Origin of the sequence: Dyadobacter frigoris, assembly GCF_005280585.1 — a bacterium.
In the GTDB taxonomy this organism is placed as follows: Bacteria; Bacteroidota; Bacteroidia; order Cytophagales; family Spirosomataceae; genus Dyadobacter; species Dyadobacter frigoris.
Window position 1 is genome coordinate 230,237 of the sequence record NZ_SZVO01000011.1, and the last position, 14,513, is coordinate 244,749.

Annotated in this window: 7 protein-coding genes; 3 read left to right on the top strand and 4 right to left on the bottom strand. The window is 39.8% G+C overall.

Annotated elements, in window-relative coordinates:
- Positions 1–91 precede the first annotated feature (91 nt).
- The 3 genes from FDK13_RS22970 (at position 92) to FDK13_RS22980 (ending at position 8,225) form a co-directional block, all read left to right on the top strand.
- Entirely contained in the window at positions 92–3,868 is a 3,777-nt protein-coding gene (locus FDK13_RS22970) for a hydantoinase B/oxoprolinase family protein (RefSeq protein WP_137342347.1), read from the top strand.
- 117 nt (positions 3,869–3,985) lie between these two features.
- Positions 3,986–5,149, top strand: a complete 1,164-nt coding sequence (locus tag FDK13_RS22975; protein ID WP_137342348.1) for an NRAMP family divalent metal transporter — start codon at positions 3,986–3,988, stop codon at positions 5,147–5,149.
- A 76-nt stretch (positions 5,150–5,225) separates the two neighbouring features.
- Positions 5,226–8,225 carry a DEAD/DEAH box helicase gene (locus FDK13_RS22980; RefSeq protein WP_137342349.1) on the top strand — a complete coding sequence of 1,000 codons (3,000 nt, stop codon included), beginning with the start codon at positions 5,226–5,228 and terminating at the stop codon, positions 8,223–8,225.
- A 7-nt stretch (positions 8,226–8,232) separates the two neighbouring features.
- On the opposite strand, the gene FDK13_RS22985 is transcribed toward FDK13_RS22980, so the two are convergent.
- The 4 genes from FDK13_RS22985 to FDK13_RS23000 all read right to left on the bottom strand — a co-directional run bounded on the left by FDK13_RS22985 (position 8,233) and on the right by FDK13_RS23000 (position 14,486).
- Positions 8,233–9,786 carry a M20/M25/M40 family metallo-hydrolase gene (locus FDK13_RS22985; protein WP_137342350.1) on the bottom strand — a complete coding sequence of 518 codons (1,554 nt, stop codon included), beginning with the start codon at positions 9,784–9,786 and terminating at the stop codon, positions 8,233–8,235.
- A 30-nt stretch (positions 9,787–9,816) separates the two neighbouring features.
- Positions 9,817–11,244, bottom strand: coding sequence for an APC family permease (locus FDK13_RS22990; protein ID WP_137342351.1), 1,428 nt, complete (start codon positions 11,242–11,244; stop codon positions 9,817–9,819).
- Between the two features lie 50 nt (positions 11,245–11,294).
- On the bottom strand, positions 11,295–13,106 hold the full coding sequence (locus tag FDK13_RS22995; protein WP_137342352.1) for a DUF885 family protein: 1,812 nt from the start codon (positions 13,104–13,106) through the stop codon (positions 11,295–11,297).
- Positions 13,107–13,223: 117 nt separating this feature from the next.
- A complete protein-coding gene (locus tag FDK13_RS23000; protein ID WP_137342353.1) occupies positions 13,224–14,486 on the bottom strand; it encodes an NAD(P)/FAD-dependent oxidoreductase in 1,263 nt (420 codons plus the stop codon).
- Between the last annotated feature and the right edge of the window lie 27 nt (positions 14,487–14,513).

Genomic DNA, 14,513 nt, shown 5'->3' on the forward strand with positions numbered 1-14,513 from the left:
AATATTTAATCGTCCCATTCTCCATCCTCTGGTTTTATAGAAAATACGATGTAATTTGGTAACTGAATCTTTTCGCGCTAATCCTATTACTTTGAATACGTCAATAAAACCGATCTGGAAAATCAGTATTGATACCGGAGGAACTTTTACAGATTGCCTTGCCACTGACCCCGATGGTTTAATCACCAGAATAAAAGTGCTCAGCTCAGCGCGTTTACGAGGAAGAATTACTCGTAAAATCGGGCCGCTTGTTTACGAGTTTGAATCTCCATGGAAACATGATGACAATTTACTAGCAGGATATCAAGTCAAAATTGGCACTTCTGCAACATCTGCTTTTCTGGTTTCTATTGATTATGAAAAACACACGATTACACTTGATACAGATTTCCCGGAAGTAGCAGATGTCGATTTTGAATTATTCAGCGGAGAGGAAGCCCCGGTTTTGGCAGCCAGGCTATTAACCAAAACACCGTTAAAAAATCCACTTCCAACTATTGAAATGCGTCTTGGAACAACTAAAGGAACCAATGCCTTGCTCGAAAGAAAAGGAGCAAAAACGTTACTGGTTGTTACAAAAGGGTTTAAAGATTTGCTTTATATAGGAAATCAGCAGCGTCCTTCACTTTTTCAACTTAACATTCCGGAGCCGAAATTGTTATATCATGATGTCATCGAACTTCATGAACGAATTGATGCAGAAGGGACGATTATTAAAGAATTGGAAAGTACTGATTTTAGTCTCTTTCCTGGAATTCATTTTGATTCCATCGCTATTTCGTTGTTACATTCTTACCAAAATGAACAGCATGAAACCGCAGTAGCCTCAGCTTTTAAACAAAACGGCTCGAAATATGTTTCTGCGTCATCTGAGCTTTTTCCTTTTTCACATTATCTGAGGCGGACACAAACGGCTGTCGTTAACGCTTATCTTGATCCGGTTTTAGATCAATACCTGACCAATATTAAAAATACGCTGAACGAAGGCAGCTTGAAAATTATGACAAGCACCGGAAGTTTAGCTGAACTGACTGGTTTTAAGGCAAAAGACAGTTTGCTTAGCGGGCCGGCTGGCGGCATGGTGGCTGCAACCAATGCTGCAAAACGCCTTGGTTTCTCCAAAGTATTGACTTTCGATATGGGCGGTACAAGTACGGATGTGGCCAGAATTGACGGTGAGCCAGAATTAAAATACATTACCGAAATTGATGGAATTGAATTCCATAATCCAACATTGGCCATAGAAACCGTTGCGGCAGGTGGAGGTTCCGTTTGCTGGTTTGATGGTTTTACTTTACAGGTCGGGCCTGAAAGTGCAGGTGCATCTCCTGGTCCGGCTTGTTATGGCGCGGGTGGATCGTTGACAATAACCGATGTAAATCTGCTGCTTGGAAAAATGGATGCGGCAAAATTTGGTATTCCAATCCGTCCCGAAGCTGCTCTTGAAGCGCTGGAAAAACTACGTAATGCTATTCTTGAAAAGAATGGAAATTCACTTTCAGGACAGGAAATCCTGACTGGCCTTGAAAGAATTGCCAATGAAAAAATGGCCGATGCGATTAGAAAAATTTCGGTAGAAAAGGGAATCGATCCGGTGGAATATGCTTTGATCACTTTTGGTGGAGCCGGTGGTTTACACAGCTGTCAGCTAGCCGATCTTTTGGAAATAAAAAGTGTGATTATTCCTTACGATGCAGGACTTTTCAGTGCAGTAGGAATCGGTGAAGCATTGATCAGCACTATTGTTTCAAAGCAAGTTTTACTTCCCTGGGACAAAGCTGAAATACAAATTGAAAGCTGGAAAAATGAATTGCTGAAAAACGCAGAAATTGAGTTACACAAGCAAAATATTGATACCTACGAAATTGCCTTTTGCTCACTTTTTTTACGTTTTGCAGGACAAGAAAATACTATTGAAGTTGCATACCAAAACGACCAGATCCTTGAAGAATTTAAGCATTTATACACTACACAATTTGGTTACTATCCCGAAAATGCGGTTATAGAACTGGAAAGTATACGACTGAAAGTTCAGGAAAAAGCAGAACCAATCGTAACAAACACGATTCTGAAAGATGGCAACATCATTTCTCCTTTACGACAGGTTAAGCCACTATTTAAATCAGAAAACCAGGAATATTTCCCTGTCTCTGATTTGTATGAATGGGATCTTTTAGAAACCCGACACGAGATTTCAGGTCCCGCTATTTTGCTTAATAATACTTCGACAGCTTATGTTCCTGCTGGTTGGAAACTGGTAATTCAGGAAAATAAAGATGCAATTGTTTTTAAAACAAACAGTCAAAACATTGTTTCAGAAGAACAAAGTGAAGAAGTAGCATTACAACTTTTCACGAATCGTTTCAAAGCAATAGCAGAAGAAATGGGTGTTCAGCTGCAACGAACTGCCTTTTCTGTTAATGTAAAAGAGCGACTGGATTTCTCCTGCGCACTATTGGATGCAGATGGAGAATTGCTGGTCAACGCACAGCACATTCCGGTACATTTGGGAAGTATGGGAATTTGCGGCAGGCTGGTTCGTGACGCAATTCATATTGGTCCGGGTGATGTTATTATTACAAATCATCCAAAATACGGAGGATCACATTTGCCGGATATCACTTTGATTGCAGGTGTTTTTACAGATTCCGGTGAATGCCTGGGCTATGTTATCAACAGAGCGCATCATGCCGAAATTGGAGGAAAAACTCCTGGCTCTATGCCGCCGGATGCTACCTGTCTCGCCGAAGAAGGAGTTGTTATTCTTCCTCAATATCTAACAAAAGAAGGTAAATTCCAGTGGGAAACAATTCATGATCTTTTTACAAATTGTGCTTATCCAACTCGGAATTTTTTATCAAACGAAGCCGATATTATTGCCGCCTTGTCCGCACTGAGAAAAGGAAGTCAGCAGCTATTAAAACTGGTCGAAATTCATGGAGTTGATGTGGTAAAAAAATACATGACCTTGCTCAAAACCAGTGCCGTTCTTCAATTGAAAAACGCATTGGAAGCACTGGAAGGCCAGACATTTGAAGCCACAGAATTCCTCGATGACGATTACCGGATTCAGGTTTCAATTTCTATAAAAAAAGACAAACAGGTTTTTGATTTTACCGGGACCTCTTCCGTTCATCCAAATAACCTGAATGCAAATATTTCCATTTTACACAGCGCCATTCTTTACGTCCTAAGATTACTCGTTAATAAGGAAGTACCACTGAATGACGGATTGATGAAAAACGTAGAAATTATTCTACCCGCCAACAGTTTTCTCCATCCTGATTTTTCTGATGATCCTTTGAAATGTCCGGCTGTTGTTGGAGGAAATACAGAAGTTAGCCAAAGACTTGTGGATACATTGTTAAAGGCTTTCGAACTCGCCGCTTGCAGCCAGGGAACGATGAACAATTTTCTTTTTGGAAACAAAAACTTCGGATATTACGAAACCATTGGTGGCGGTGTTGGAGCAGGAAAAGGTTTTAACGGACGAGCCGCAGTTCATCAGCATATGACGAATACCAGAATTACCGATCCCGAACAATTGGAAAGAAAATATCCGGTACGACTACTCGAATTCGGAATTCGCAAAAATTCGGGTGGTGACGGCAAATTTAGCGGCGGCGATGGTATTATAAGAAAATTTGAATTTCTCGAACCTTTGCAGGTAACGATGCTCGGACAGCATCGCCGTTATGCACCTTACGGTTTGCATGGTGGAGAAGAGGGGAAAACGGGTCAGCACACCTTGATTTCAAAAAATCATATCAGAACAAAATTACCCGGAATATGCAGCCTGGAAGTTCAGGCAGGCGATATTCTTACAATCGAAACCCCCGGCGGCGGCGGATACGGTGCATCGGTTTAAATTACACAGAGTGCCACAGAGATTTTTCTTCTCATTAAAAATCTCTGTGGTTCTCTTTTTGAACTCCGTGGTTCTCTGTGTAACCTCCAATTTTCACTCTTTGTAACACAAAAACAGATGGCCTCCAAAAAATCCTCCAAGGCACTTCTAGGTGCTGCTTTTTTAATGGCAACTTCCGCAGTCGGACCCGGTTTCCTGACTCAGACAACCGTTTTTACGGAGCAGCTTGCTACGAGTTTCGGTTTTATTATTCTGATTTCAGTTGTAATTGATTTATGTGTCCAATTTAATATCTGGCAAATTGTAACGGTTTCCGGAAAACATGCGCAGGATCTTGCCAATGAACTTTTTCCCGGGCTTGGATATCTATTGGCTTTTCTGATCGTCATTGGAGGACTCGCTTTTAATATTGGAAATGTCGCCGGTGCGGGATTGGGAATTGAGGCGATGACAGGTGTTCCGGTAGCAACTGGCGCTGTTGTAAGTGCTGCCCTGGCGATAGGGATTTTTCTATTCAAGGAAGCGGGAAAAGCGATGGATACTTTTTCCAAGATTTTGGGTTTAATCATGATCGGGCTAATCCTTTATGTCGCTTTCACTTCGCATCCCCCATTTTTAGAAGCCATTCACCATACCTTTTTGCCAGAAAAATTTAATGCGGTTTCTACGCTAACTTTGGTTGGCGGAACGGTCGGCGGCTACATTTCATTTGCCGGAGCACACCGACTTTTAGATTCAGGGATTAAAGGAAAAGAATCATTACCACAAGTTAACCGTGGAGCAGCAACGGGAATTCTGGTAACTGCTGTTATTAGATATTTCCTGTTTCTCGCAACCTTGGGAATTATTCTAACAGGTGCACATATCAATCCGGATAACCCAACTGCTTCTGTTTTTGAAAATGCCGCCGGACAATTTGGAAAACAAATGTTTGGGTTGATGATCTGGTCTGCGGCGATAACTTCCGTTGTTGGAGCAGCTTATACTTCCATATCTTTCCTGAGATCTTTTCATCCTTTTCTTGAAAAATATCACACCTATTTAACCATAGTTTTCATTCTCATTTCTACAACGGTTTTTCTGTTTGTTGGCAAACCGGTTAAAGTATTGATTTTTGTGGGAACGCTTAATGGTTTCGTTTTACCAATCGCGCTGGGAATTCTATTGGTTGCCAGTACAAAATCAAAAATTATGGGACTTTACAAACATCCATATTTCCTGCAAATCATTGGATGGATTGTGGTTTTGGTGATGGTTGGATTGGGGATTAATGCGATTTGAGGAAAGAAGTATCTATATCATTTTATCAGGATTTACAGTTTTTAAAGCAATTCTCACACATTAGCAATTGAAAAAAATGGAGCAAAAAAAGTGGATTAATTATTGGAAAAAGAGTTTGAGTGATTCTTTAAAAGCAGACATTAACATTGAAAAACTAAGACATTTTGAAATAGAGAATTTTGATATGGATTCTCAAAACGTTGAATCAACAGCGGATGTGAACAAACTTATCGACTTTGAAGAAGAGCGGATTAATAAGAAAAAAGGTCTAACAGACAAAGGGAACAAAAGTTGGGAAAGACTGGAAACCATTCAGATTTTAATAGCACCAATCAAAATCACTCCCTTACCAGAACATTTAATCTTCCTCAAAGACAAAAAAACGAAGTTCCCATTTTGGTATTATGTTAAGATAAACAGACAAGGAATTCTTTCGATTCCAGAAGAATTATTTCCAGTTTTTCAAAGAAAATATCTTGAACCACTGGCTGACGAGAGAACCGAATTTATTTTCAGTACCGTTGAAAAAGTGGATAAGGCAACGTCCATTGGAAAAGAGAAATACAAATTTTTTCAAGACTACATCAGCTACATAAACGATGTTTTCAAAAAGGCTATTGAACAATCTATCAGCACTTTTTCCGTCGACGGATACGAAACAGTTCATAACGGAATAATTTTATTGCCGGATGAAGACATCAATGCCGCAGCCGGAATAATCCATCTTTATGAAAAGATTGCAGCGGAATCTACTATTCCGCCACTGCTGTCAGAATTTATTACCCTGGAAAATAATAAAGAGAACCTGCCACTTCCTGTTTCTAAATTAATGGATGTAAATTTTTTGCATATAGGGCAAATGGGATTTGATTTTCCTCTTTCAATTTCTCAAAGAAAAGGTTTATATACATTTTTGCAGGGCAACGATAAAGTTTTTGCAGTTAATGGCCCTCCCGGAACTGGAAAAACGACATTACTGCAAAGTATTGTCGCCAATAAAGTTGTTGAAAGTGCCATTGCAGGTGAAAATCCACCTGTGATATTAGCTTGTTCAACCAACAACCAGGCCGTTACCAATATTATTGACAGCTTTTCAAAATCAACTACCAAACCTGGAAAACTGGAAGGAAGATGGCTCCCGGAGCTGGATGGTTACGCAACTTACTTACCTTCAAATGGAAAAACAGAGGCAGAATTAAAAGGAATAAATTACAAAAAACAGAATGGAACCGGACTTTTCAGCAAAGTCGAAAATAAGGAATATGTTGAAAATGCAACGGAATATTTTCTTCAAAAAAGTGCTGTTTATTTCAGTTCTTCACGATTAAGTATTGATGAAATTACTAAAAAGTTAAGAAATGAAATTATTGATATTCAGCTTATATTGAAAGATGCTTCCTTAAAATGGAAGGAATATTTAAATGCAGAAAGTATTTTAAAAGGCTATGTTACTGATCAAATCTCGATAGAAAAATCATATTATTCCAGAGATATTATTGATGAAAAAGTATTAGGCCAAGACATATCCGCTTTGATGGTTTTAGAAGAACGGATTATCCAATATTTCCAAAAAGAATCCTTTTTCCGCAAAATATTTTGTTCAATTGGTATAAAAACTGCTTTAAAAAACAGAGCAGCTGAAATAAGAATTCTTTTACGAGATTCGCTAATCGCCAAAAATGAAGATTTTCAATTTATAAAAAATGAAATATTGGATGTTATCAATGACAAAATCAAAATTGCGAAAGCGATAACCATATCCGTTACTGAATGGAAAATTTGGAAGAATAAAAATTCAATTCATGGTAATCCGTCAAAAACCGAAGAGGAATACTTGTCGTTTGAATATCTGAAAATAGATGGTTTAAAGGAACGGGATGAGGAAAAATCGAAACCAAATTGTTTCTATGATGAATTGGATATAACGCTAAGACACAAAGCATTTCAGCTGAGTCTGCATTATTGGGAAGCACGATGGCTGTCAAAAATCGAAACCGATTTGAAAGACCCAAATTTTGATAAAAAGGGTGTTGACGCCGTGAAAAACCGATGGACGCGTCAAGCTATGTTGACTCCTTGTTTTGTAAGCACATTTTATATGTCGCCGAAGTTTTTCAGTTCTTTCAAATTCTTGAAGAAAAGTGAAGATGGAAAAAACATTTTTGACAATCCGCCTCTTTTTGATTTTATCGATTTACTGATCGTTGATGAAGCAGGCCAGGTTGCGCCGGAAGTTGGCGCTGCAACTTTCTCACTTGCCAAACAAGCGGTGATTGTCGGTGACGTAAAACAAATTGAACCGGTTTGGAATATTACCAATAAAATTGACGTCGGGAATTTGAGAAAAGTCGGGCTAATTAACGACTATGATGATCGCGTTTTTGAGACGTGGTTTGACCCAAAAGGATTTCTAGCATCTACCGGAAGTATCATGAAAATGGCGCAAAATGCCTGCAAATACAAAGAAAAAGGCCTCGATGAAAAAGGCGTAATACTGGTGGAACATCGACGGTGTTATGATGAAATCATCAACTATTGTAATGTTTTAGCTTATAATGGACAATTGAAACCACTGAAAGGAAAAGCTAAAAAAACAAATCTTTTCCCGCCCATGTACTGCATACATGTGGATGGAAATTCAACCATTACAAATTCAAGCCGGACAAATCTTTATGAGGTTGAAGCAATCGTTAACTGGTTGAAATTATACAAACAGGAAATTGAAATGCATTATGGAAATATTGAAAATGCCGTTGGTATCATTACTCCTTTTGCTGGACAGAAAAACGATTTAAAATATGCGCTAAAGAAAGCCGGTTTCGATACAAGCATTTTCAAAATTGGCACAGTTCACGCGCTGCAAGGCGCAGAAAGATCGCTCGTCTTATTTTCGATGGTTTATGGAAAAGGTGATTCCGGGACTATGTTTTTTGATCGTGACAACAAACCTAATATGTTGAATGTGGCTGTTTCAAGGGCGAAAGACAGTTTTATTGTTTTCGCCAATACCGCTATATTAGACAAAAAGGCTAAAACACCCTCAGGTATTTTAGCCAATTATTTAACCTATCAATAAGAAAGAACTATCTTCTTGCACCCTGTTCTCCTCTCGCCTTAGGCAATTCTTTTCTAGCGATTTTCAGATCCATTTGTGCCGTGTTGTACACAAAAGCAGCAACGACAACAGCCATTTGTTTCAAATCGTCCATGACCAAACGTTCGTATGTATCAGCATTCGAGTGGTGCGTACGTGTATTGTATTCGATACCATCCTGAATAAACTGGAAACCTGGAAGTCCGACAGCGTCAAAACTTTGGTGATCGGTTCCTCCTGTATTTCTTGATGTAACCGTTGGGTGATCGATAATATCAGAAAACGAATTCAGCCATTTTTCGAAAGTAGCACGCGGACCTTCATTTCCTTGCAAATAAATTCCACGGATGCGACCGGTACCATTATCAATGTTGTAATAGGCTGATAATTTTTCATGAGCCGGAGTAAGTTTCATGGTTTGCGGATCTCCAAACGTATTTTTTACATAATTTCTTGAACCATGCAATCCTTGTTCTTCACCAGACCAAAGCGCAATTCTGATCGTTCTTTTTGGTTTTAAACCTGATGCTTTTAAGATACGCATCGCTTCCATCATCACGGTACATCCGGCTGCGTTATCCGTCGCGCCAGTTCCGCTGTGCCAGGAATCCAAATGTCCGCCGAGCATTACCACTTCGTCTTTTAATTTTGGATCAGTACCCGCAATTTCAGCAATAACATTACCAGTAGTCAGTTTTTTGTCATAAAAAGAAGTTGCCGATTCTGCTTCCAGTGTCACAGGAATTCCATCTTCAACCAAACGTGTGATCAATCCGGCATGTTCCGGAGACATTTCGAACGATGGGCCGGCCAATGGAGATTTACCTAAATAAGAAGCACCGTTACTGGTGTAGAAAGTGCCGTGTTTTCCACTTCTCGCGGCTAGTTCCAATTTAATTTTCTGCGTTTTCAACGTACTATCCACCTTACTTCGGAAAAAACGCATCGTGCGCATTTTTTCCATTTGTTCCGGTGTAAAGTTCCCCTGACCAAAAGGTTGGGAATTCGTCATTTTATCAAGATCCTCAGTCGTATAACGAACAGCATCAGGCTTAAAAGTCGGATCCGTGTCAATAGTGCTCTTGATCAACACAATTTTCCCGCTCAATTTTCCGTCTGCATATTTTTGAAGATCTTCTTCATTTTGAATATTAACAACGACAACTTCTCCCTTGATCGGACCAGAAGTCCCGGAAGTCCATGCTTTTGGAATACCGATAAATGGCATATAATATGGCTTTGTCATCGCCAGATAGCTTTTTTCAACCTGCCAGCCTTTTCCAAATTCACCCCATTCTTCAATACGCGAATTTGTCAAACCCCATTTTTTCATTTCGCTAACCGACCATTCGGCAGCACGTTGAAAACCTGGTGAATTGGTAAGTCTCGGACCAGAAACATCGGTAAGCTGATGTGCAATTTCTTTTACTTTTGAATTATCCAGACCTTCCTTGCGTATTTTGGCCATGGCATCCATATCGATTTCCTGAGCAAATAACACGCCAGGAAAAAGCAGCAGCATGGGATAAAAAATTCTTTTCATGAGCTCGTTTGTTGTTTTTTAAATCAGGATTCAGGCTACAATCTCTTTTTTGGCAATCAGGTAATAAACCGGAATTCCAAGTAATACAATGATCAATCCAGGCCAGGTATATTCCGGCTTGAAAATGATAAGCAAGACACAAAATGCCACGCCCATTACGATGTAAATAATTGGCAAAAACGGATAACCGAATGCCTTGTAAGGTCTGTCGGCGTCAGGTCTTTTTTTACGAAGTATGAAAATTCCTACAATCGTCAACATATAAAATACTACAACCACAAAGGAAATCATATCAAGCAAATTGCCATACTTTCCACTTAATGCCCACAAAGAAGCAATCACACACTGAATCCACAAACCAAATTCCGGTACTGAATTCTTATTCAATTGTCCTACTTTTTTGAAAAACAAACCATCTTTCGCCATCGAATAATAAACACGGGCTCCCGACATAATCAAACCATTATTACATCCAAAAGTGGAAACCATGATCATAATCGCAATAATGATGGTTCCTGAATTTCCGAAAATAACGTGGGAAGCCGCGACGGCAACACGGTCTTTATCGGCTGATGCAATTTCAGGAAGCGATAAAACACCGGTATACATCACGTTTGTCATGACATAAATAACGGTCACGATGATAGTACCCAATGCAAGACTTAGCCCAATATTACGCTGTGGGTTTTTAATTTCACCTGCAATAAATGTTACATTATTCCAGGAATCACTGCTAAAAATAGAGCCTACCATGGAAGCAGCAATAGCTCCGAAAGCTGCAAAAGTGGTATAAGATTCTATGCTTCCGTCAAGGTTCAATTTGTGCAAATCCCACATCGTAGCCGAATCCCAGTTGATATGCCAGATTTCCGGTCTCATGAAAAGCAGGCCGAAAACGATCAGTCCCAAAAGACTTAAAAGTTTCGCCAAAGTGAAGGTTGTCTGGATAATTTTGCCACTATTTACACCACGTGTATTAATAAACGTAAGCAGCACAATGACGACAATTGATAGTAGCTGAGCAGGTGTTATCTGCATAAATCCTAAATCAACGGCCACCAGATCTTCACTGAATATAGGTAATAGATAAGCCGTAAATTTTGCAAAGGCTACCGCCACGGCTGCAATTGTTGCTGTTTGGATTACGGTAAAAAAGCTCCAACCGTAAAGAAAGCTGATTAATGGATTGTAAGCCTCTTTCAGATAAACATATTGTCCGCCTGCTTTTGGAAACATCGCACTCAATTCGCCGTAACTTAGTGCGGCGGTAAGCGTCATGAAACCTGTGATCAGCCAAACAAACATCAGCCAGCCAACGCTTCCTGTATTTCTGGTAATATCGGCGCTTACTATAAAAATCCCCGAACCGATCATACTTCCGGCGACGAGCATGGTGGCATCTACAAGGCCAAGGGTAGGTTTAAACGAAGTAGTTTCTGACGTACTTTCTTGTGACATAAAAGGTTTGGATTTACTCGGGCTTGGTTTTGTTTCCCGAAGCTACAATATTATTTAGAACTATAAAATTTCCATTTCGTTTTAAAATCACGCGCCAGTGGCTGATTCATCAAAGTTGCCCTTAGCATCTCTACCGGAATATTGTTTTCCTTCATCATTAAATCATGGAATTTTTTATAGGTCATCTTACCATTATCCACTAATTCATTCTTCAAGCTCCAAATCTGTATACCTCCCAAAAGATAAGCTACCTGATAAAGAGGACTGTAACCGCCTTCAAACGATCTTCTGACCTCACCTTCGGCATTTGCCTTCTCATGCCCTACCCGATCCACCAAGAAATTGATACATTGCTGCGGCGTCCATTTGCCTAAATGATAGTTGAGCGAAAAAATGATCCGTGCACAGCGATGCATCCGCCAGAACAACATTCCTATTCTTTCTTCCGGCGTTTTGGCAAATCCTTTGTCATACAATAACAATTCCCAGTACAGCGCCCATCCTTCTGTATAAAACGGAGTCCTGAAACTTTCCCGGTAAGGTTTGTAGCGACTGCTCATATAATATTGCAAATGATGCCCCGGAACGAGTTCATGTTGTACCGTTCCTCTGGAAAAATAGGGATTATTCCCACGCATACTCATAAGTTTATCTTCATGCGACATTGTGCTCGTTGGATAGGAAATGCTGATTTCTCTGCCTCCTGTAAAAAATGGATTTACCAATTGCCGCTGCGGTGTCATCATGATCATCCCCCAGGTTTCGTCGGCGATTGGAGGAATGTCCATCAAATCATATTCCTTTATGAATCTTTGGGCATCGTTATAAAGTTTTAAAATCAATTCCGGCTGGGTTCCGGCAGGTACATAGCTGTTTTTAACTTTTTCCTGGGCACTTTTCCAATCATCCTTAAAGCCCATTTCCTGGGAAGCTTTTAGTAATTCTTTGTCGCACCATACAAATTCCTTATTCGCGATTTCAATTAATTCTTCCGGTGTGTAGTTGATCATTTCAACCTGAAGTTGTCTGATCAATTCCTCTCTTCCAATCGGAACGCCGGTGATTCCGCTTCCGTCGTCTTTTTGGGAAGTCGTTAATTTGCCTTTACTTTTTAGCAATTTGGCATAAGCCATTAAGGCACTATCCAATGTTTCATAAGGCTCGGGAACCCACCACGAATATAAGGGATCATAACCCTGATAAAAATCATTCACACCTTTCAACCTTGCCTGAAGACCTTTCACCGCCTGCTCACTGAAAGACGCCAAAGGCATATCCAAAAATTCAACTTTTTTAAGATTTTCAGAAGCGGTTTTTATTTCCTTGTTTACTGAATTCATCATGCCGGCAACTTCCTGACCATTCACGGTTGCCCCTCTTCTTCTGCTTTTTTCAAGTTGGTATAACTTATCAGCAAACGGAATATATTTCGAGATCTGGCCATATTGTTTTTCTTCAATGGCCAGATCTCTCAAATGATCATCAATATTTCTTTTCAACAATATATAATCCACTTTGCCATAAACACTCATGACGTTAAAGTCCAGCTTACTGAGTTGATCCAGATATTTGTTGTCAATTTCTATTTGTCTTTTACGCTGCTCCGGTGAATTCAAAGGCTGGTTGCGACTGTAATTGGCATAACCGCCACGCCCCTGAACAACGGGAGAATAAAAATCCCGGATCGCAATCAGATCTTGTTCGTATTGAATGACAAGTCCGGCTGTTTCGCTGGTTTGACTGTAAAGATTGAATTTGTCGGAAGTTTGGGCAGTACTGTTTTCAATTTTTCCAAAACAAAAAAGAAAACTAAAAATAAGATAATAGCAGGAAGAGAATCTGTAAACGTTGACGTATTTCATTGTACCAATTTAAAAGTTAGGAATATAATTCTTAAAAAAAGTAAATTCTCGGCAATGAATTTAAATAAAAAAGGCGGGTATTGTTTGAGAAAACACCCGCCTTTGTACCAATCAACTCTAATTGTATCGCTGTGGATCGTAAACCGAAATCTTGATGGAAGTAGGTTTTCTGTCTGCCAACTCCGCTACCACTTTTCCAGTTGCCGGGCCCAGACTTATTCCCATCATGCCATGCCCTCCGGCAACGATCAGGTTTTTCAATTTTTTACTATAACCAAGATAGGGCAATCCATCCGGAGAACAAGGACGGAAGCCGTACCAGATATCTTTTACTTCGGGCAATTCTGTTTTCAAATCCGAATAATATTCGGGGATTGAATTCACAATGCCTTCAACACGGTTCATATTCACTTTGTCATTAACCGGCGCAATTTCCATTGTTCCGCCAAAACGAACTTTTCCGTTCATAGGCGTTACGGCAACTCTTGCTTCAATCAGCAATGAAGGATGAATAATTTCATGCTCGGAATTGGATTCCATAAAAGAATAACCTTTTCCCGGCATGACCGGAATTGTTAAACCTGCTAATTTGGAAAGTTGCGGAAGCCAGGTTCCGCCGGTCATTACAACCAGATCTCCTTCAAAATTTCCTGATGTGGTTTGTACGGATTTTATTTCTCCGTTTTTGATATTAAAACCAGTTACCTCAGTGTCGGTTTTTATTTCGCCGCCATTTCTTTTCACGTAATCGATCAATTGCGGAATCAAAGCATTAGGATATAAATGTGCATCACAACGATAATGCACAGCGCCGATCACATCCAGATTTGCATTTGGTTCCAGCGCCTGAACTTGTTCTTTATTCAGTATATCGACATTCAATCCTAATTTACACGCGTCACGCCCCACATGAATTTCCTCTTCTCCTGCCTTCTCTGTTTTGTAGAGCATAAGGATTCCTTTGGTTTCCAGACCAAAATCAAAACCAGGTTCTTTGGCAAGATCTCTGTACAATTGCCTGCTTAACAAATGATAATCACGAAGAAAAGGAGCCGAATGCTCAACATGACTTGCCGTTGCACTTTTCATGAATTTCAAACCCCAGGAAATCAGTGCAAAATCCAGCGAAGGTTTCACATAAAAAGGACTATGACTATCGAACATCCATTTGATACCTTTCGAAATCATCCCCGGTGCAGCCAATGGAATAAAATGACTTGGAACAATCATTCCGGCGTTACCAAAAGAACAATTATTTGTCATATCACCTTTATCCAGCAACGTTACTTTCCATCCGCTTTTCAGCAAATAATAAGCAGAAGCCAAACCCATAATTCCGCCTCCGATAATGACAACTTTTCCCTTTTCTACTGATTCCATGATTTTATTAGCCGTTAGCGTTTAAGC